The sequence below is a fragment of the Pricia antarctica genome, from assembly GCF_900101815.1.
Classification (GTDB): Bacteria; Bacteroidota; Bacteroidia; order Flavobacteriales; family Flavobacteriaceae; genus Pricia; species Pricia antarctica.
The window spans coordinates 1-22,038 of sequence record NZ_FNAO01000016.1; the positions used below are offsets into that span (position 1 = coordinate 1).

A 22,038-nucleotide genomic window follows, 5' to 3' on the forward strand; every position below is an offset into this window, starting at 1 on the left:
AAACCCGTTCTTGAAAAGGAATTTAACTGGACCGAAACCGATTATGCCTATATAATAATGGCCTTTACGGCAGCTTATGCCATCGGCCTCATATCCTTTGGGTGGCTGATCGACAAGTGGGGGACCAAGTTGGGCTATTCGATAAGCATAACCGTTTGGAGTGTGGCAGGCATGCTCCATGCCGTAGTAAGAAGCGTATTTGGTTTCAGTATGGCGCGGGTCGGCCTGGCCTTGGGAGAGGCCGGGAATTTCCCGGCGGCCATGAAGGCGGTATCGGAATGGTTTCCCAAAAAGGAGCGTGCGCTGGCAACGGGTATTTTTAATTCGGGGACCAGTATCGGTGTTGTGGTCGCACTGCTGGTAACCCCTTGGATATTGACCAATTATGGCTGGCACGAAGTTTTTTGGATTACCGGTTCATTTGGTTTTATATGGTTGATATTCTGGTTGTTTCTTTATGATATACCCGCAAAGCAGAAACGATTAACGGTTCAGGAATATAAATATATCACAGAGGGACAGGATGAGGAAAATTCGGATGAACAAAAAATTGATGTTAAATGGAAAAAGTTGTTTACTTTCAAACAGACCTGGGCCTTTATTGTCGGAAAAGGATTGATCGATCCTATTTTTTGGTTCTTTTTATTTTGGCTGCCTTCTTATTTTGCCTCTACATTTAGCCTGGACCTTACAAAGCCGAGCGTTGAACTGATGATCGTTTATGGGGCTACAACGGTTGGGAGTATCGGGGGGGGATACTTCTCCTCTTGGTTGATCGAACGTGGAATGCCCGTTTTAAAAGCTAGAAAATATGCATTATTATTGTTCGCTTTGCTCGAGATATCCATTATCCTTGCACAGTTCGCTACCGATGTATGGATGGCCGTAGCACTTATCAGTGTGGCGGTGGCAGTGCACCAGGCATGGGCAACCAACGTCTTTACCATGGCTTCGGACATGTTTCCCAAGGAAGTGGTAAGTTCGGTGGTCGGTATCGGGGGCATGGCAGGTGCCGTTGGGGGAATTTTATTTCCTATCCTTGTCGGGGTACTGTTGGACAGGTACAAAGAACTTGGAAATTTGGAAGCAGGATACAATATATTGTTCACGGTCTGCGGGTTTACCTATTTGTTCGCATTGACAATTATCCATCTGCTTACCAAAAAACACCGCAGTGTAAATCTAAATGAGCTGAAATAGGTATAGGTTAAGGACTACTCTCGAAGAAAACAGCTATCGCCTTTTTAGGATGTCCCGTTTAAGTGCGGTCTGACTTAATTTGGGACATTCAGAAGTTAATTAACCACTTGATTATCAGTTAAATAATCCGTATCTTAGAGTAAACAAAACCCCGAAAATGAGTTCTAAGCTCGAAAAACGGGGTTCTATATCAAAAACTCTATGTCCAAGATACGAAGAATCCGAGATTTCCAGCACAGTTTTTCTTTTTCGTCCCAACAGGAACAGTTCGGGGCCTTCTTCGACCGGTTCCTGGAATCGGACCTGGGAAAGATCTACGGGGCGGTCCCCTGGGAGGATACGGTCACGGCCCTCGGCCTGAAGGAGGCGAAAAAAGGCCCGAGGGCCATCTTCTCCCCCCGGGGCAAGGTGGCCCTGATGTTCCTCAAACATTATTCGGGCTGTTCGGACAGGAAACTGGTCGAGGGGCTCAACGGCAACCTGGACTGGCAGTTCTTCTGCGGCATCTACATCGGGACCGACCGCCTGGACAATTTCAAGATAGTGAGCGAGATCCGCTCGGAACTGGCGGGGAAGCTCGACATCGGCGATCTGCAGAAGGCCCTCTACGGCCACTGGTCGCCGCACATGGAGGGCAGGAACGCCGTCACCATGGACGCGACCTGCTACGAGAGCCATATGCGGTACCCCACCAACGTGAAACTGCTCTGGGAATGTACCGACTGGCTGCACCGGTTGCTCAAAAAGGTATGCAGGGAAAAGAGGACCGCCATGCCCCGCAGCAGGTACCTGAAGTGGAAAAGGCGCTACGTATCCTACAGCAAGATGAAAAGGAAGACCAAGAAGAAACGCCGGGCGTTGACAAGGGCACTGCTGCTGTTGACCGAAAAGTTCTCCCTGGAACTGGACGGCATGGAGAAAGAGCACGGGCTTTCCTTTACCGCGGACCAATATGTTCGCAGGGCCGCGGCCAAAAAGGCACGGGAACAACAGGATGCCCTGTTCCACAAAGGCGTGCGCCCCGTGGGCCGCATCGTCAGCCTGGACAGGCCCTACGTCAGGCCCATTGTAAGGGGCAAGGAGAAAAAGCCGGTGGAGTTCGGTGCCAAGGTACACAAGTTCCAGCTCGACGGCATCGGGTTCATCGAGCACCTTTCCTTCGACGCCTTCCACGAGGGCATACGGTTCCGAAAGACCGTTCTGGACGTACAGGGCCTGACAAGGACCAAGGTCAAGATCGCCGGGGGCGATGCCATATACGCCACCAACAGGAACCGGAGGTTCGCCACCGGAAACGGCATCCGTACCGACTTCAAGCGGAAGGGAAGGGCCGGCAAACACGAAAAACAGCGGAAAAAACTGGCGGGGGCCATAACGAAGGAAAGGGCCAGCCGCCTGGAGGGCAGCTTCGGCAACGACAAGGAGCATTACGGCCCCGGGAGGATAAGGGCCCGGACCAAGGCCACAGAGATACTTTGGATATTCTTCGGCATACACACTGCAAACGCCCTTGAGATAGGCAGGCGCATGGCGGTGGAACGGCTGCAAAGGGCGGCCTGAGAACATAATAGCAAAAGAGACAAGGGATACCTATCTCCCATCGTCACCGGAACGCTCCGGAATCCGGACTTTATAGGCAAAAAATACCCGGAAAGAAGCGATAGGAAGCAAAAGCGCCGTTCGACCTATCGGACCGAACGGCGCTGCCTTCAAATTTTATAGAAATAAAGCCTTACTCCTGAATATCCCTAATTTTTTCTTCAGTGCTAAGATTTTTTCTTGAACATCGGCCAGTTTTAGGTTTGCTCTGCTGTGCCTTAGAAAGTACGTTTTAACCTCCCTCGTTAGTATTCGAAAAAAGCTAATTTTATTTTAGGGGCAAAATATAGATAAAGGTGGGTTTAAGAATACCAATGAAATTTAGAGACGGCCCCGGGAACGTTCTTAAGGCACTAATGTCATTATGTATAACCCCTATCCAATCCCTAATCATTGTGTCAACGGTTTTCCGAAGATACCCCATACCAGCCTATAGGGCTATTATTACCACCGACAATACTATACAAATTAGAGAAATGTTATGTTTTACAACATAAACGTAGTGGCGTTCGCCCTTAAAAAATGGAGTGCCTTTGACATTTGGTTTTCAACGGTCTTCACCGATATTCCCATCTCCAGGGCGATTTCTTTATACTTTTTTTCCTCCAACTTGTTCTGAACGAATATTTCCCTGCACCGGGGGGGCAACCCATCTATCAACCTCTTCAACTTTTCCATTCTAAAATCATAAAGATCGTCCTCCAACGTTGCCTCTGAAACAACGTCCCATCTTATTTTATCCAAGGTATCGAATTTTATTTTTTGACTTCGAACATGCTGTAAAAATTGGTTATGGCATGTCTTGAAAAGGTAATTCTTAAGCGATGTGGTAATAATTATTACCTTTCTTTTTTCCCATAGGGCAACAATGGCATCCTGAACGATATCCTCGGCCAAGGAACGATCGTTACATAAACTGAAAACGTAGTTACAAAGCCAATCATAGTATTCCGAAAACAAATACCGATAGGCCTTCTCCTTGCCTTTTCGCAATTTTCTGATCAATTTTTGTTCGTTCATATTGAATCGGTTATAAATCAAATCTAAGAAAAATTAAAAATACATAGGGGTTTTTTGTGATTATTGCATCTTTAAGTTAAAGGGAACACAGAATGTCACAGTACCATTTGTTGATCGATAAATTTATTGACGGGTCCATATCATCCGAAGAACGCGAAGTCTTGGAGCGATGGGTCCTGGAAAACGAGGCCAACATGTCTTTCTTTAAGAGCCGTCTCAAGGAATCGAATCGAAGAATACCGGCCGACTTTGATGCCGATTTGGCATACCGAAGATTTTCCGAAACCCTGAAATCAAAAAAGAAAGCCCCAGAGCCATTCCGTACGATATTGAAATACGCGGCAGTACTCGTTATTTTGTTTTCTATCGGGGTTTTGGCAAAACGGCAACTATTTCCCAAGAGTTCCGGAAGTTCCGTAACCGTTGTTGAAAACGATAAAGATGCGCCCGTTGGCAATGATATTGTGATCAAGTTGGCCGACGGAACGACCAAGGTCCTGAATTCCGAGGGCAACGAAACCGTAATGGATGCGGATGGAACTATTGTAGCGACCAAAGGTGGAAATTCCCTTACATTCGATGGGGCCAAGGAATTGGCAGGGAACACCCCGATTTACAATGAGGTCTATATTCCATATGGACAGATTTTCAGGTTAAAGCTTTCGGACGGTACGCTGGTATGGCTAAATGCAGGATCAAAACTTCGTTTTCCACAAGGTTTCGTGGATGCCGATAAAAACAGGATGGTATATTTGGAAGGGGAGGCCTTTTTTGACGTTGCCAAAAACAGTGACAGGCCGTTCATTGTGAATACCCAGGAGGTAGATGTGAAGGTACTGGGCACCAAGTTCAATATTTCCTCCTATGAGACCGACGATCATATAGCAACGACCTTAGTAGAGGGGTCGGTCGGCGTTTATGAAACCAGGATTCCGGAAAACGGCATCAGGTTGATTCCAAGCTTTCAGGCAAATTATGACAAATTCGGCAACAGTTTCACCAAGGCAAAGGTCGATACGGATATCTATACGGCCTGGCTGCAGGACCGTTTGGTCATCGACAATCTAAATTTTCCTGAAATACTGGTCAGGCTCGAAAGAAAATATTCCGTAAAATTCGTGAACAAGGCCGAAAGTCTGAACGATGAAATCTACAAGGGGGAGTTCATGGACGAGGATATTGAATCCGTTCTTAAAACGATTGCCTTGAGTACGCCTTTCAGCTATGAAATAAACCAAAATGTGATCACTATAACGAAATAAAAAAGAAAGGGAAGGTTGGAGCCCTCCCCTTTTCCGATTGCCCATTAATAATAACTATTTCCAACAATCAAAGACACCAAAAATTATGGAAAAAAATGATGAGCACGTCGTTCTTAAAAAAGAGCACGTCAAAAAATTGAATTTTAAAATGAAGTTCTGTCTTCTTACGGCTTGCTTTATGCTTTTTCAGTTGTCGGCGAATTCCCTCATGTCGCAAAAGAAAATGGAATTTGAATACGACAATGTCCCTCTTAAACGTATTCTGAACGAAATCACCTCCCAAACGGGCTATCGGTTCTTTTACAATGTCAAAGAAATTGACGATAAGCAAAAGATTTCCTTGAACATAAATGGAGAAAACGTAAGGGAGGTAATGAACGAATTAGCGGTAAAGGCCAATTTTGATTTTAAAATAAATGAAAATCAGATTGTCCTGACACAAGGGAAAACGACCTCCCATAAATTTCAAGAAAGAGAGATAGAGGGAACGGTCACGGATGAACAGGGCACGCCACTACCTGGTGCCAATATTATCGAAAAAGGCACTGCCAATGGAGTAACCGCTGATTTTGATGGCAATTTTTCCATTTCCACAGATAATGAAAATGCCATATTGGTGGTGTCCTATATCGGTTTTGCTACCAAGGAAGTCGCGGTCGAGGGTAAATCTGAAATACAAATAACGCTATCGGAGGATTCGGCCAAGTTGGATGAAGTTGTCGTTGTTGGCTACGGTACGGTCAAAAGAAGTGACTTGACTGGAGCTACTAGTTCAGTTTCCACCAAGGATATCGAAGATCAACCTTCCGGAAGAGTGGACGAAGTATTACAGGGAAGATCACCAGGCCTTGCCGTTCAAAATAGTTCGGCATCACCCAATGGGAATATAAATATAAGGATCCGTGGAAGTAACTCCGTAAATGGTTCAAACGATCCCTTGGTAGTAGTTGATGGCTTTGTCGGCGGCAACCTCAATACGATAAATCCCAATGACATTGCCGATATCCAAGTGCTCAAAGATGCCGCATCTACCGCTATTTATGGCTCCAGAGGTGCCAATGGCGTTGTACTTGTCACAACGAAAACGGGGCGTTCAGACAGTAAGTTTATTATAGGTTATGACACTTTCATGAGCTATCAGACCATACGAAAGAAAATAGACTTGCTCAATGCTGTTGAATACGCGGAAACCGTGAACGCACGCCGTGCGGCTTTAGATGTTGCTTTGCCTTTTACTATGGAAGATATCGAAGGATTTGGAAGAAATGGAGGAACCGATTGGCAGGATGAAATATTCAGGCCGGCACTTCAGCAGAGTCATCAACTAAGTGTATCGGGAGGAACTGAGAAGTCAACCCTTTATTTGGCCGGTAATTACCTTAATAATGAAGGTATAATGAAAGGCTCTTCTTACGAGAGGTTTTCGTTCAGGGCAAACACACAAGTTCAGATAAATGACCGCTTGAAGGTGGGGGTTAACTTATTTCTTTTTAGATCTGAGGATAACCCGAATATCAGCGGAGGTTCCCAAGATGCCGCACCTACGCATGCGGCACAGGTTTATGCACCTACACTTCCCGTTTACAATCCGGATGGTTCATATTCTCAACCTTCCGGTCAGTATGGCCCTCCCCAGCTCAGAAATCCATTGGCTTTAGCTGTGGAGCCTATCAATGATAATATAGCAAATAACCAAACGCTTAATACATCTGTAGATTACAAGCTGTCAAAGAACCTTTCCGCCAAAGTGATTTTTGGTTACCGTTCCATTCATAACGAAAACAGCTTTTATCGGAATACTAAGCCGGAAGGTGGAGCAAGTCAGTCCAGAGCATCGATTACCAATAGCAGGTTTACGGTATTACAGAATACGAATCAGCTTAATTATAATAAGACCTTTTCGGAAGTCCACTCTTTGGATGTTACCGCGGTTTACGAACAACAACGAGAAGACCTTAACAGTTCCTTTACTGGGGCCGAAGGTTTTGCTTCGGATGCGTTTACCTATAACAACTTGGCATTAGGGAGTTTTCCTCAAATACCTCAATCAAACCGAACCCGTAAGGATATTCAATCGTTTGTCGGAAGGATCAATTATGGTTTTAAGGATAGATATCTATTGACCTTGACCACAAGATACGACGGTGCTTCGGTATTCGGACGTGATAATAAATGGGGCCTTTTCCCCTCAGCTGCATTCGCATGGCGACTGTCCAATGAAGCCTTCATGGAGCAGTTTTCCAAAATTAATGATTTTAAGATACGGGCAAGCTATGGTATAACAGGAAGTCAGGCCGTATCCCCCTATTCATCACTGGCCAGGTTCGATTCAAATCAGGGCTATGCAATTGACGGATCCACTTATTCGACTGGTGTCGGTCTCGGTGAGCTGGGCAATCCGGATTTAAGATGGGAGAAAACCGATCAATTAAATATAGGTCTTGATCTGGCAATGTTCAAAAATAGACTGCAGTTCACTTTTGATTTCTATAACAAGGTCACCAAAGATCTGTTGTTGCAAATACCACTTCCGCGAACATCAGGTTTTGGAAGTCTTTTGAGAAACATAGGCGAGGTTCAAAACAGGGGCTTTGAAATTAATCTAGGAGGAGATCCGATTACGGGTAATTTCTCATGGAATACCAATGCAAATTTCGCGGTGAACGAAAATAAGGTCTTGGCACTTGCCGGAGACAATGAAGTTACCTTGGGATCGGTAGGTTTCCCCAATTTTGGCAACACTGTGTTCCTTGAAGTAGGGCAACCTATAGGTTTGCTTCGTGGGTATATACAAGATGGAGTATGGAGAACCGATGAAGCGACGGAAGCAGATACATTCGGGGCTTTTCCCGGTGCTCCGAAGTATATTGACCAAAACAATGATGGTCAAATCGATAATGACGATATTGCCAATATGGGTACTACTCTGCCAAAAGCCACCTATGGTTGGAGCAATACTTTTAGCTACAAGAATTTAAGTCTGAACGTATTACTTCAGGGGTCTATTGGCAATAAATTATACAACCTTACCAGGGTAAGGACCGAACGGGCTTCTTCAGATTCCGACGCGACCGACAGCCGGATATTGAACAGGTGGACACCGGAGAATCAAAATACCGATGTTCCATCTTTCTTAGGATCCAATAACTATGAACAACTCCAGACGAGTAGGTGGCTAGAAGATGCATCCTATTTACGTTTCAAGAACATAACGCTTAGCTATATGTTTCCACAGGACTTGTTAAAGAGACTAAATATCAATTCGGCGCGAATATTTCTCAGCGGAATCAATCTCATTACATTTACGGATTATTCGGGCTATGACCCGGAAGCTAGTACGAACGTCGATGCTTTTGGCGGTATCGACAATGCTCCCTACCCAAGTCAGAAAGCCTATTCGATCGGATTAAATTTAAGTTTATAAAAAATAAGACATGAAAAGATTTATAGTTTATACAAGATATAGTTTAGTATTATTTATGGTCGGTTGCATAATTGGCTGCACGGATGTTTTAGAAGAAAATCCAGTGAGCGTTGTAGCGCCCTCTAATTTTTACAAAACAGATTCCGATTTTGAAGCGGCCATAAATGGGTCGTTAAGAGCCTTGTTCGGGGGTTACGGTAACTTCTCAAATGTACCTCCCCATATTATTTCGGCAGGAGCGGAGGATACCTCTTCGAGGGCGGCGGCTCCTAGTTTGAACGAGTTCGATACATTCCAGCCTACGGTAAATAATAATTTTGCCAGGAATATGTGGATTGCATTGTATAATAGCATTAATGTATGTAACAGCCTTATCGCCAATATTGATGGTGCGACCGAAGTAAGCGATACCAATAAGAGGAGCTATGAGGGACAGGCCAGATATATTCGGGCGTTATCCTACTTCTACCTGACCCGATGGTGGGGCGAGGTTCCGATAATTACGTTTGAAAATCAGCTCGATGCGGCCAATGTAGGACAATCATCTGTTGCCGCGATTTATGAAGTAATCGTTGATGACCTGACTTACGCCGAGAGCAACCTTCCATTAACTTTTGAAGATCGGGGGAGGCCTACTAAAGGTGCGGCACAAATAATGTTGGCCGAGGTTTATTTGAACATGGCCGGATGGCCACTTAAAGATTCCTCGAAGTATACTTTGGCCAGGGATATGGCAAAAAAGGTGATAGATTCTGGAATATACTCATTGGAAGATGAATTCCTTGACTTGTGGCTTGTTGCCAATAAAACTACCAATACTGAATTTATTTTTGCGTTTTACGGCAGCCCATTCAACGGTGCAGGTGCAACCTCGCCTGTCCATCAATCCATGAGGCCGGGAGAGGAAGGTGGTTTTAATACAGTGTTGTCCGAAGCAAGGTTTTTTTATTCTTTCCCGGAAGGACCAAGAAAGGATGCTACTTTTTGGACCGTCTTTGCAGATGAAGCAAATACTACTTGGGAAGAATCTGCACAAGGCAAACCAGTGATTGCTAAATACAGGGATGGTGGGGTGGCCGCAAGTCGCGACCAGGGTCTTGTGAACGGCTCGGCGGGAGAAGGTTTTTTTGTCGTCAACCGTTACGCCGAGGCATTGCTCATTTACGCTGAGGCATCAAATATGGCAGAAGGGATGCCTTCGCAAGACGCTCTGGATGCACTCAATATGGTGCGAAGACGGGCATCGGGATACGACCAGTCGGTTTATCCGGATCTATTGCCCGGAATGGCACAACAGGCATTTGATGAAGCGGTTATCAATGAACGAAAATGGGAATTTGCATTTGAGGTCAAGCGCTGGTTCGATTTGGTTCGTAAAGAGATGGTAGTCTCCGCCAACATAGATTTATATCCGAATGTGAAGGAACATAATAGATTGCTTCCAAAGCCGCAGACAGAGGTGGATCTGATCAATGGGCTTGAGCAAAATGAGGGATATTGAGTGTTGCGACAATGAAGGTTGATGCTGTCCCAAGGATGGGAGCAAGGGCACACGGCATCGGTGCAAAGGCGGGCCGCAACAACGATAGTAAACAGCTTTGAACATAAACCTTTTTCGTTTCACCTTTGACCTTCAAATATCCAAAACCATTGTCCTTGCAAATACATGGGTAAGTGTAGTTAATCGATTATGTCCGAAGTTAGAAAAGATAAAATGAGCCGAATAGATGCTAAGATAATTTGTTTCCCAAAGTTATTGGTCCTAGCTATTTCAATTTTGACAGGTTGTAACGATTTTCCCGATGCTAATCAAAACGTGGATTGGCCCGTGTACGGAGGAAATAAAGCCGGTAACCGATATTCCAAACTGGAACAGATAAAAACGGATAATGTAAATCGACTGAAGGTTGCTTGGACCTATGACGCTTCCGATACTCTAGAGCTAGATGAAAGACCAAAGGAAATCCAATGTCAACCCATAATGATTGACAGCATTCTTTACGGAACTACCCCAAATATTCAGGTGTTCGCCCTGAATGCTAAATCGGGAAAAGAACTTTGGAGATACAATCCTGAAGAAGATAATCAAGGATACAGAGGTCAAAATAGAGGAGTTTGTTTTTGGCAAAACGGAGAGGATAAGCGAATTTTATTCGTTGCCGGAAATCGATTAATAGAAATCAATGCCATGACCGGTAAACCAGTTGAGGAGTTCGGTAACAATGGAAAGGTCGATTTTTATCTTGGCTTAGAAAACGACATGTTTGATGTAAGGAATCACGTGGTTACGGCTACCAGTCCGGGAATCGTTTATAAGGATATTTTTATAACGGGCAATAGGGTTTCGGAATCCGGTGACGCCCTATCGGGCAGTATCCGAGGCTTTGACGTCCATACGGGTAAGCTTCTGTGGGTTTTTCATACTATCCCGCTTCCTGGGGAGGATGGGTATGAGACTTGGCCCGAGGATGCCTATAAAAAGTTTGGTGGGGCCAATAGCTGGTCGGGAATAGTACTTGATGAAAAGCGTGGTACGGTTTACCTTGGCACCGGCTCACCTTCCGTGGATTTTTATGGAGGTGATCGAAAAGGGGCCAACCTATTCGCCAATTGCATCCTGGCGTTGGATGCAACATCTGGAAAACTGAAATGGCATTACCAAACCGTACATCATGACCTTTGGGATCTGGATATCCCCAACCCACCCAATTTGGTGACCGTCGAGCATAAAGGCAGAATGGTGGATGCGGTTGCACAGACCACCAAGGACGGCCTTGTTTATTTGCTGGACAGGGAAACCGGGGTCTCATTGTTCCCAGTCGAGGAGCGGCCCGTGCGCACGGACGGGCTTCCGGGCGAACACCCCTATCCCACACAGAAGTACCCGGTAAAGCCGCTTCCGCTGGTCACACGTCAGGTCATTACAGAGGCCGACCTGCCCGATTCCACATATTTCCCCGAGGCACATAAAGATATGAAGGAAAGGTTCCTGAAGACCCGGCATGGATCTAAGTTCATCCCGCCCAGCGAGCAGGGTTCATGGTATATCGGTGTCAGCGGGGGCGCCGAATGGGGAGGCAGTGCGGCTGATCCCGACGGTATCCTTTACCAGAACGTGAGCGAAGAGCCGTGGGAGATGAAAATGGTCAATGTTGCGGAAAAATTGAAAAAAAGCACTTCTTATGGGAACTCCCTATACATTGCCCATTGTGCGGCCTGCCACGGTGAGGACCTGAAAGGCGACGGTGCCATGTTCCCCAGTTTGGCCGATACCGATGAGAGGTTTTCCAATGAATACATACGGGATATCTTAAAGAACGGACGCGGACGAATGCCCGCTTTTCCCAATATTTCAGAAAAGGACCGTAATGCCATAATAAAATTTATAAGTGGACAGAAGGAGAACTACAACGCTACCGACGACGAGCATAGTAATACGGAAGTTATAGCTGCAAAGGGCGAGGATTTTCCTTATATGCCACCTTATAATAGAGGCGGCGGGGGGAAGGTCAGAGATTCTAATGGCTATCCAGGCATCAGGCCCCCTTGGGGCACGCTCAACGCAGTGGATTTGAATACCGGGGAGTATTTATGGCGGGTACCATTGGGGGAGTACAAGGAACTTACTGAGCAGGGCGTTCCCATAACCGGAACCCCAAATGCGGGCGGACCTTTAGTAACGGCCGGGGGGCTTGTTTTCATTTCGGGGACACAGGATGAAAAGATAAGGGCATTTGACAGGAAGACTGGTAAGGTGGTTTGGGAATACCAGTTGTCTGCCGGTGCATTTGCAACCCCTATTACCTATATGCTGGACGGCAAGCAATACGTTGTCATTGCGGCAGGGGGTGTTAGGTACGGTCTCAAACCCGGGGGCAATTACATAGCATTTTCATTGCCTTAAGATTTTATCTAGGATAATACGGTCGATTTCAATTTGATACATTCAATATTATGTCCACACGGTCCATTCTAATAGCTATGATTTTAATGATAGGGTGTCTGTCAGTAACAGGACAAACAAAAGGGGTCTCCGGAAAAAATGGAACATATATGCTCCAATGCGGGGACATGGAAATGGTAGTCGATGGCAATATAGGTGCTAGGGTAGTTTCCGTTAAGTTGAACGGGACTGAGATTCTAGGATCGAAAGAATTGCATCCCAATTCCTATGGTTCGACGCTTTGGCTTGGTCCTCAAGGAAAATGGTCCGGGCATAAGGTACTTGATGCATCGGCCTATGACTTGGAATCCTATTATAACCGGAACTTAAGATTGAAGAGCATGAATGACAGCTTAAACGGTTTTACAATTTCAAAACAGTTTAGCCTAATCCCATCAGATTCATCCATAGCCATTGAATATAAGATAACCAACATCTTGGAAGAGACCCAAGAAGTTTCCCCGTGGGAGGTAACACGCGTGCCCACGGGAGGGCTAGCTTTCTTTCCAAAGGGTTTTCCAAATGATACCCCTAGCGGCCATAAGGGCCTTCCTTATTTGAAAATTAAGGACAGTTTAGGTATCATATGGTATCCTTACGATAGCTCGACCGATTCTCGCGAAAAACTTTTTATGGACGGAAGTGAAGGCTGGTTGGCTTATGCAAGGAACGGGACTTTGTTTATTAAAAAATTTCCCATCATCGACCCCTCCGAGGCGGCACCCGGGGAAAAAAATGTAGAAATCTATGCCAATAAAGAAAAAACCTATTTGGAACTCGAAAATCAGGGTCGATACCAGATTCTTTCCCCGGGGAACTCCTTATACTATGAGGTAGTGTGGTATGCCAGACAGTTGCCGCCGGACTTGAAATTAAATCCAGGTAACAAAGCATTGGTTGACTTTGTTAGGGAAGTAGTTGGGAAAAGATTATGAACAGAAAAATGCCAAGGACTTTGTAGAATTAAACGTTAGAAAACCTATTGAAAATGACAGATCAACGAAAATTTAAAAAAATTCTAGTTGGAGGAATTTCACTGGGTGTGATGATGATTGGCCGAATTTCACCGAATGCCTTCCGACAGGTTCGAAAATGCAATCAGGATGGCTTGCTGGCACTTAGAAAGATACTCACAATTATTTAAATAAACATTACTATGAACTACTTTTTCACCCTAATTTTTTTACTGTCATTTTTTAGTCATGGATTATCTGCGCAAGATTCCGGGAGGCCGAATATAATTGTTATAGACGTCGATGAATTGCGATGGGATGCGCTTGGAATAACAGGGCACCCCTTCGTTAGGACACCGAATATCGATCGAATTGCTAAGGAAGGTATGCTCATGAAGAATTCTTTTGTTGTAAGTCCCATCTGCGGACCTAGTAGGGGAAGTATCTTGACCGGTCAATACGCACATACCAATGGCTCCTACAAAAACACACTCCCGTACGGTTTTAATCAAACGCTGACCACATATCCGATGCTACTACAGGCTGCTGGGTATAAAACCTGTTTCATAGGCAAATGGGAGACCGGGAGATACGCTGATACAACGCCTCATCCCGGTTTTGACCGCTGGTTTTGTACAGGCCCCAATCGGGCGTATAAAATGGATCCTACCGTAAATGTGGACGGTGTCCCGACAGAGTTTAAGGGCCATGCTACGGATATATCGTGCAACGAAGCCGTAAGATTTATAAAAGAGAATTCTGATGGCCCTTTCAATATCGTACTTATGCCCAGATCGGTACATACAAGTTACGGTACTGAAGATCTTCTTGCGTCGGAAAGAAACAGAAACTTATATAAAGATGTTCCGATTATCAGGGCTAGAAGTGCCGATAGTCCAATATTAGGACAGCCGGCGGTGAAGAATGCAAAACTGCCCCCCCCGACGGATGAAGGCATTCGTAATGTCTCACCTATTTTGAGCGATATTGATGATAGCCCAATAGTTGGAAAGCCTGCGTTGAAGAACATAAAAATGACCCCCCCGACCGATGAGGACATTCGTAATATCTCACGTATGTTGGTCGATATCGATGACGGAGTTGGATTAATACTGAAAACTTTGGAGGAAGAGGGTATTCTTGATGAAACGATGATTATTTTTACGGGTGACAATGGGTTTTTCTTTGGTGAACATGGCTTAACCGAGAAGCGAGCCCCTTATGAGGAATCTATAAGAGTGCCTTTTTTCGTGAGATATCCTCCACTTGTAAAGGCAGGTTCCACTTCCGAAGTTTCCATACTAAATATCGACGTTGCACCCACCATTCTATCGCTCGCGGGACTTCCGATTCCTAAATATACGGAAGGAAGATCTTTCCTTCCCGTTTTTGCGGGAGGGAAACTTGAAGAGCCCAGACCAGCACTTCTATTCGAATTTTATCCGGAATGGTATGGGGTTAAGAAGAATGGTGGTGGCATTCAGCCCTGGAAAGCGGTTAGAACCGATGAATGGAAATACGTTAATTGGACGGATCTGCCCAATGCGGACGAGCTCTATAATTTAGTAGATGACCCGTTGGAGATGAACAATCTAATTCAAAATGACAAATACAATCAAGTTGTAAAAGATATGAAAGCTGAATTGGAGAAACAGAAGAAACTTTACAACGATCCAGGTATAATGTTTCAAGTGATGTCATCCTATGCCAAAACCCAAAAATAATGATGTTCAGGATAAAATTTAAATCAACTTTTATTGGAGGTAATCTTAATAGGATAAGCAAAGGTCAAGTGAGTTCTTTGGTATGCAGTTGACTTAAAATATTAAACTTCGAAGTGAGGCACAAAGATTATTGATTTCGCTACTAGAATCGGATTACTGACGACGTATCGAGACGGTAAAACATTAAAATAACATTAGAAAAACCTATTGGAAATGGAAAATCGCCGAAAATTTATTAAAACTTCTGTACTTGGAGGGATTTCACTTGGTGGGATCATGCTTGCTCCAATAGAAGCCCTTGCTGCAGCAGCTCCCTTGAAATTAAATAGGGATTCCGACGCACATATCCACGATCAGCAGCTATATCTGTCCCGCTATGTTCCGAACCTTGAATATAGTGAATCAATAGATCTTACTGCCGATACAACTACTGCGAAATACAAAGCGATTTTTGGCGAAGGTGACAAAGATGAGGCGTATCTCAACGGAATAAGCCGGGTGGGAGAACTTACCGTAGAATCCGGAGGGGCAAGTGCCGTAATCAGTCGAGCTAACGAAGAGTATGTTCTGTACGTGACCCAAGGTAAGGGTATCCTTACCTACGATCAACAGGAGATTCCGCTCAAAACCAGTGATTTTTTGTATGTGCCAGCTGGCGTCAAGCACGGCATTGCCAATATGGACGATGAGCCGATCAAAGTGCTTTTTATGGGGTATAAACTGGGCGACAAAAAGGGCTACAAACCGAAAGATGAGCTACAGATTGCTAATGCGGACAAAGTGGAGCTGCAGGTCTTGGGATCACACGGTCCGTCCACTCAGTACAAATTGCTCATGGGCGATACGGCCAGCACTCGTGACCGATTATCAGCGGCATCATTAATGAAGAGTCTGTTTATAATGGATTTTGCACCGCACGGAACGAACAATCCCCATCGCCATAAGGCACAGGAAGAAGTGTATTTTGTGCTACAGGGCAGTGGCTACATGATTGCCGGTTTGGACGAGTACGGTAACAAAGAGCGTCACCCTAGTCAGGAAGGGGACGCCTTTTACTGGGCGGCCGGAACCGAAGTGGGTTTCTATAGCCTGAATAAGGAAGACGAGGAACATTCGATCATTCTGGCCATCCGCTCCGACGATCCGACCAAACCTCAAACAAAAAACGATTAAACCAATATAAACATGAAAGATCGTCGAAAATTTCTAAAAAATTCCGTTCTAGGTGGCATCTCGCTCGGGGGGATGATGTTCGCTCCTATCGAAAAGGTTGTGGCCGCTACCACCTCCAATGTCAGTCGGGTTTCCAGCCCCTCAAAACTAAAAATTACCGACTTACGCTATGTAATTGTAGAACATTTGGGTAGGCCCTGTCCCATCCTTCGAATAGATACCAATCAAGACATCTATGGTTTAGGGGAGGTGCGTGACGGCGGGGATAAGAAATATGCGCTACTACTAAAAAAACATTTACTTGGGAAAAATCCCTGTGACGTCGAGAAAATTTTTAAAATGCTTAAGCCGCATGGTGGCCATGGCCGGATTGGAGGAGGGGTCAGTGGTGTGGAAATGGCCTTATGGGATTTAACGGGAAAAGCCCTTGGAGTACCAGTCTGGCAATTGTTGGGCGGCCAATACCGAAACAAGGTGCGTTTATATGCAGATACACATGCCGATACCGATTTCGATATGATTATTTCAAAAGTGAAACACCGTATAGAAAATGAGGGCTTTACCTGGTTGAAGATGACCCGTTGTTTCAAGGTGGTGCAAGGCATACAGGGGGGGTATTATAACGAAGGGTCCCAAAAACTTTCACAAAAAGGGATAGATGAGATTGCTGAATATCTGAAAACGATCCGTAGCGCGGTCGGAAATGAAATAGCCATTAGTGCTGATCATTTCGGAGATCGCTCAGTAGATAATATGATTCGGTTGGGGAATAAACTTGAACCAGTGCAATTGGCCTGGATGGAAGAGCCTGCCCCTTGGGAGGTGCCCCATCACCTTAAAGCCGTATCCGATGCGATCCAGACCCCCGTTGCTTCAGGTGAAAACATATTCGCCAGGGAAACATTTCAGAAATTATGTGAATTGCAGGCAGTAGATATTGTACATCCTGATCTGGCCACCGCCGGCGGAATACTTGAGACCAAGAAAATTGGAGATTACGCCGAAGATTATGGTATCGGTCAGGCCCTTCACTATGCCGGAACGCCTGTTTCATTCATGGCGAATGTTCATAGCGCCGCGGCCACCCAAAATTGTGCGGTACTGGAGTTCCACCCGGAAGGAGATGAAATTGCGGAGTGGACTAAAATAGTCAATACCATGGATGGTCAGCCGCTCATAACCCAAGGTCATGCCCATGTGCCCGATTCACCAGGATTGGGTATTGAGCTCAACATGGACCATATAAAAACATTGCTTCATCCATCTGATAGGACCATTTTCGCTTCGACCGCTGATTGGGATACTTAATTTTGGGTCAAGCTTTTATTGATGTATTGCTATTCAGTATGTGATAAGAAACCAATATATGTTTACAAATATCTTCTTGGTGCTCACAAAACTCAGGTCGTATTTCACGGACAACCACTCATACGTTATACAAACAAGTATGGTTTTTTTAAATTAACATTTAATATACATAGGAAAATGAAGATTTATAGCAAAATGTTATTTATATCGGTTGTGTTTCTAAGCTATGGAAATGCCTTGATGGCACAGACCATCCCCAAGAATGAATTAATTTTTCTGACCTCGGAATGGAAGGGGGAGCGTTTCGATGACGGTAGGCCCAAGATTCCGGACGAGCTATTGGAGCGGGCCAAGAAAATTGGTATCGACGACGCATGGACCGTTTTGGAGAACCAAGGCTATACCAACCAGTTCGAGGGCAATTGGAAAATGGTACACAACGATGTGCCTGTTGTCGGGCGTGCGGTGACCGCCATGTTCATGCCCAGCCGCCCCGATGTGGAGAAGAACATCAAGGAAAGGGGCATAAATTCCCAAGGCAGAAAGGGCAATACCAACTCCTGGCCCATAGAAGAGCTTACCACGGGGGATGTATATGTGGCCGACAGTTTCGGCAAGATAGATGCGGGCACGCTTATGGGGGCCACCCTGGCGACCTCTATTTTAAGTAAATCCGGCAATGGGGTTGTTTTCAATGGCAGTGCGAGGGACCTTGAGGCCATCAGTAAGATAGAAGGTTTCAACGCTTTTGTACGTGATTTCCACCCCTCTTTTCTCGAGGAAGAGGTACTAATCGGGCTTAATACTCCCATACGTATCGGTGGGGCGATGGTCCTGCCCGGTGACCTGGTACTGGCCAAAAGGGAAGGCGTCCTTTTTATTCCCGCCCATCTGGCCGAGCAGGTAGTCGGTACGGCGGAGTTCGTTTCCCTGAAGGATATCTTTGGTTTCGAAATGATCAAGTCCAAACAGTATACCACGGGGCAGATAGACAGTCAGTGGACGGTCAAGATCAAGGAGGATTTTGTGAAGTGGCTCGAAAGACATCCTGAACTCGGCAAGATGACCAGGGAACAGATCGATAAAATATTGAGCAAGCGGACGTGGTGATAGTATTGCTACTTTTCACCGATTCTCTAATTCCATCAAAAATTAATCATCGGCCGGGTTCTTTTAAAAAGCTTGCCAATATTCCATAGTTAAAACATATAAAACGGCAACAAATCATTTTATAAACGACATACCCATGAAAAAATTTAGTCTTCTGGTCTTTGCGTTGGTTTTACTTTCCTTTTTGGCATGTAAAGAGGAAAACAAACAAGCTGAACCAGCTGTTACGGAAACCAGGGAAGAAATACCAGCATTGACGAAAAACGAAATCGCAAATGCTGTCGAGGCCCTGAACGGTGCTTTGGCGGATCCCCAGAAAAGCAGCTTGGAAGACATGACGTCCGAAACGTTGAGTTACGGACATTCAAGCGGAAAGGTCCAGGACAGGGAGGAGTTTATCGACGACCTGATAAACGGCCCCTTTGATTTTGTGTCCCTCGACACCTCCGAGGAAAGCATTCATATCTCGGGGGACACTGCCATAGCTAGGCACGTACTTTCGGCCAAGGGGACGAACAAGGGCGAACCCGCCGACGTACACATTGGAATTGTGTTGGTCTTTCAAAACCGAAACGGCAAACTGCAACTCTTGGCAAGACAGGCGTACAAATTGTAAAGCCAGAAGGCTCCTTTTTTGAAAGAACTACCGTTCAACGAACTTTTCCGACAACCGATAAAGACACACCATGAAGAAAATCAACCTATACTCCGTGAGCCTGGGACTCGCCTTTTTGATGTTCCTTGTTGTGCTGGGCATGGTCTTTACGGGAAATATCGGTAGTTCCGGTCCGTATACCTTGGTCTTCTTTGCGGCCTTGGCCCTCGGCTTTAGTGGATACAAGACCTTGAGCGGCCTGGTATTTACCACCATGATCTTTGCCGGGGTATCGGCCGCTCTGTACTATCCGAAACTTTTCACAAATGTAGGGGATTTTAAGCTGACCATTTTGATCATTCCGCTGATCCAGATCATCATGTTCGGTATGGGCACCCAGATGGGCCTAAAGGACTTCGCCGCGGTCTTCAAGACCCCAAGGGGAGTTGTAATAGGCGTTGCAGCGCAGTTGCTGATTATGCCTTTTGTGGGCTTTGCGTTGGCCAAGGTCAGCGATTTTCCACCTGAGATCGCGGCGGGCATCGTATTGATCGGATGTTCGCCCAGCGGGGTCGCATCCAACGTAATGGCCTATTTGGCCAATGCCAATTTGGCGCTCTCAATCACCATTACCTCCATAGCAACGCTATTGGCCCCTTTTCTGACCCCCTTGTTGATGAAGTTGTTGGCCGGGGAATTTGTGGAGATAGACGTGCTCGATATGATGTGGAGCATTACCAAGATGATAATTATCCCCATTGGTGCCGGGCTGTTGTTCAACCGGCTCTTTAAGACAAAATGGCTCGACAGGGCCATGCCCGTGGTATCCATGTTGGCCATCGGTATCATAATTACGATTATTACTGCGGCCGGCAGGGATAGCCTTCTAGATATCGGGGGGACTCTGATGCTATTGGTACTGGTACATAACCTGTTCGGCTATGGACTGGGCTACGGATTCGCTAAACTGTTCAAAATGCCGGAACAGGACGCCCGTACCATAGCCCTCGAGGTAGGTATGCAGAACGGTGGGCTGGCATCGGGCATTGCGGATTCCCTGGGCAAGATTGCCACCATGGGCCTTGCGCCGGCGGTCTTCGGCCCTCTGATGAACGTTACGGGATCCATTCTGGCTTCCTATTGGCACAAGAAGCATCCCAGCAACAGAGTTTCTTTAAATAATAGGGTGAAAAGTAAAAATTAAATCAGTTTCTTATGCATTCTATGGCAACCCTTCACTTTGCTTATAAAGGAAGAAAGGGGATAGGGGAATAATAGGAGGAAACGATGTGGTAATATTGCCGATAAAATCAGATTTAAAAACTTTTAAAAGTGAAATTAATTTATTATAAGTATAACGCGATCGGGCCGTACAAATTCCTTTTATTTTTCATTTTAATTTTGGCTCTAGGATGTAGAATAGAGCCTGAAAAGAACGAAACTCAACTTAAAAATCAGAACGAACAAAATACCAATATTGAGCTTTTAATTGGAACTTCCACGAGTGGCAATAGCAAAGGAATCTATAAACTGGATTTTGACCGTAAGACCGGGACATTAAGTAACAAATCTCTATTGGTCGAAAGTCAAAATCCAGGATATCTTTATCTTTCGAAAGACAGACACAAGGTCTATTCTTCCAATTCGACTAAACCGGGAAGTGTTTCCGTTTATGAGTGGAACGATACCAGAAGCCATTTGAAAGTTATAGGCCAACACTCGAGCGAAGGAGACGGGGCGTGTTATATAGAATTAAACCCATCTGAAACCCTCCTTGCTGCGGCCAATTTCGGATCAGGCAGTATAGTAGTGTATCCGCTTGATAAAGATGGGAATGTGGCAGGCTTTCCTCGAAGCGTAAAACATACAGGTAGTGGTCCACATCCGAATCAAAAATCTGCTCACGCCCATTGTGTTAAATTCTCTGAATCCGGCGAGTATCTATATGCCGTTGATCTAGGAATGGATGAAATTGTGGCATATAACATCACGGCCGATAAACGCTTATTGGGCCAATCACAAACTGTCTTAAAATTGGATGCTGGAGACGGCCCCAGGCATTTGATATTCCATCAATCGAAAAAAATGGCATTTGTTATAAACGAGCTGTCCAGTACGGTTATTTCGGTAAAAATTAACCCAGCAACGGGACAATTTGAACGGATTGATAAGCAGAGCACACTACCGGTCGATTTTAAAGGGGAGAATAAATGCGCGGATATCCATTTAAGTTCGAACGGTAAGTTTTTGTACGCCTCCAATCGTGGTCATAATAGTATTGCTATTTTTTCGGTATCGGAACAGGGAAAGATGGAGTTACTGGCCAATGAGCCGGTTCAAGGAGATTGGCCACGGAATTTCGTCCTGTCACCGGATAATGAATTTCTTTTGGTTGCAAATAAGAAATCCAATAACATTAGTGTTTTTAGCGTTGATCAAAAAACCGGACTCTTGGAGTATACCGGTAATCAAATAGTTCTTTCTCAACCTACTTGTTTGAAATTCTAGAAAGTGGACACAGTTTCTCTATTTATAATTTTCGCAAACCGACTCATCTTTAGTATATATTGCTGCAGAAGCAGACCAAAACCGGTCATTACCACCCCTTAACTAAATACATTTAAACCCCCGTGGCTGTTGCACAACTCCGATAAACATCAATTTTTGCTTTCACCGATGCGCGGAAATCCGTAAATTGAAGGTATGCAAGGAAGAAAGAACTATACC

15 protein-coding genes are annotated in these 22,038 nt (G+C 45.2%); 14 read left to right on the forward strand and 1 reads right to left on the reverse strand.

All coding sequences use genetic code 11. The annotated features are described in order from the left end of the window. Nucleotides 1–1,200 (forward strand): MFS transporter (locus BLT07_RS19800; RefSeq protein WP_139205179.1); only part of this gene is annotated, 1,200 nt, incomplete at its 5' end. A 201-nt stretch (nt 1,201–1,401) separates the two neighbouring features. Continuing rightward, entirely contained in the window at nt 1,402–2,760 is a 1,359-nt protein-coding gene (locus BLT07_RS19805) for a transposase (protein WP_091874180.1), read from the forward strand. A gap of 525 nt (nt 2,761–3,285) precedes the next feature. On the opposite strand, the gene BLT07_RS19810 is transcribed toward BLT07_RS19805, so the two are convergent. Further along, nucleotides 3,286–3,819 carry an RNA polymerase sigma factor gene (locus tag BLT07_RS19810; RefSeq protein WP_091874183.1) on the reverse strand — a complete coding sequence of 178 codons (534 nt, stop codon included), beginning with the start codon at nt 3,817–3,819 and terminating at the stop codon, nt 3,286–3,288. Between the two features lie 92 nt (nt 3,820–3,911). On the opposite strand from BLT07_RS19810, the gene BLT07_RS19815 reads away from it, so the two are divergent. The 12 genes from BLT07_RS19815 to BLT07_RS19870 all read left to right on the forward strand — a co-directional run bounded on the left by BLT07_RS19815 (nt 3,912) and on the right by BLT07_RS19870 (nt 21,819). Continuing rightward, on the forward strand, nt 3,912–5,081 hold the full coding sequence (locus BLT07_RS19815) for a FecR family protein (RefSeq protein WP_091874185.1): 1,170 nt from the start codon (nt 3,912–3,914) through the stop codon (nt 5,079–5,081). Nucleotides 5,082–5,166: 85 nt separating this feature from the next. Then, nucleotides 5,167–8,505 (forward strand): TonB-dependent receptor, encoded by a 3,339-nt coding sequence (locus BLT07_RS19820; RefSeq protein WP_091874187.1) that lies wholly within the window; start codon nt 5,167–5,169, stop codon nt 8,503–8,505. Nucleotides 8,506–8,515: 10 nt separating this feature from the next. Next, nucleotides 8,516–10,006: a RagB/SusD family nutrient uptake outer membrane protein gene (locus tag BLT07_RS19825; protein ID WP_091874190.1), complete on the forward strand. Its 1,491-nt coding sequence runs from the start codon at nt 8,516–8,518 to the stop codon at nt 10,004–10,006. 189 nt (nt 10,007–10,195) lie between these two features. Next, on the forward strand, nt 10,196–12,409 hold the full coding sequence (locus tag BLT07_RS19830; protein WP_217633364.1) for an outer membrane protein assembly factor BamB family protein: 2,214 nt from the start codon (nt 10,196–10,198) through the stop codon (nt 12,407–12,409). Between the two features lie 77 nt (nt 12,410–12,486). Beyond that, the gene (locus BLT07_RS19835; protein WP_175455390.1) at nt 12,487–13,383 is read left to right on the forward strand and encodes a DUF4380 domain-containing protein; all 897 of its coding nucleotides are present in this window, start codon (nt 12,487–12,489) and stop codon (nt 13,381–13,383) included. A 221-nt stretch (nt 13,384–13,604) separates the two neighbouring features. Then, on the forward strand, nt 13,605–15,125 hold the full coding sequence (locus BLT07_RS19840) for a sulfatase-like hydrolase/transferase (RefSeq protein ID WP_091874195.1): 1,521 nt from the start codon (nt 13,605–13,607) through the stop codon (nt 15,123–15,125). Between the two features lie 213 nt (nt 15,126–15,338). Then, nucleotides 15,339–16,298, forward strand: a complete 960-nt coding sequence (locus tag BLT07_RS19845; protein ID WP_091874197.1) for a cupin domain-containing protein — start codon at nt 15,339–15,341, stop codon at nt 16,296–16,298. Nucleotides 16,299–16,310: 12 nt separating this feature from the next. Further along, nucleotides 16,311–17,606, forward strand: coding sequence for a mandelate racemase/muconate lactonizing enzyme family protein (locus BLT07_RS19850; protein ID WP_091874199.1), 1,296 nt, complete (start codon nt 16,311–16,313; stop codon nt 17,604–17,606). Nucleotides 17,607–17,783: 177 nt separating this feature from the next. After that, nucleotides 17,784–18,716, forward strand: a complete 933-nt coding sequence (locus BLT07_RS19855; RefSeq protein WP_091874202.1) for an RraA family protein — start codon at nt 17,784–17,786, stop codon at nt 18,714–18,716. Nucleotides 18,717–18,852: 136 nt separating this feature from the next. After that, a complete protein-coding gene (locus BLT07_RS19860; RefSeq protein WP_091874205.1) occupies nt 18,853–19,332 on the forward strand; it encodes a nuclear transport factor 2 family protein in 480 nt (159 codons plus the stop codon). 70 nt (nt 19,333–19,402) lie between these two features. Continuing rightward, nucleotides 19,403–20,515, forward strand: coding sequence for a bile acid:sodium symporter family protein (locus tag BLT07_RS19865; RefSeq protein ID WP_175455391.1), 1,113 nt, complete (start codon nt 19,403–19,405; stop codon nt 20,513–20,515). Between the two features lie 128 nt (nt 20,516–20,643). Next, the gene (locus BLT07_RS19870; RefSeq protein WP_091874207.1) at nt 20,644–21,819 is read left to right on the forward strand and encodes a lactonase family protein; all 1,176 of its coding nucleotides are present in this window, start codon (nt 20,644–20,646) and stop codon (nt 21,817–21,819) included. The last annotated feature ends 219 nt before the right edge of the window (nt 21,820–22,038 follow it).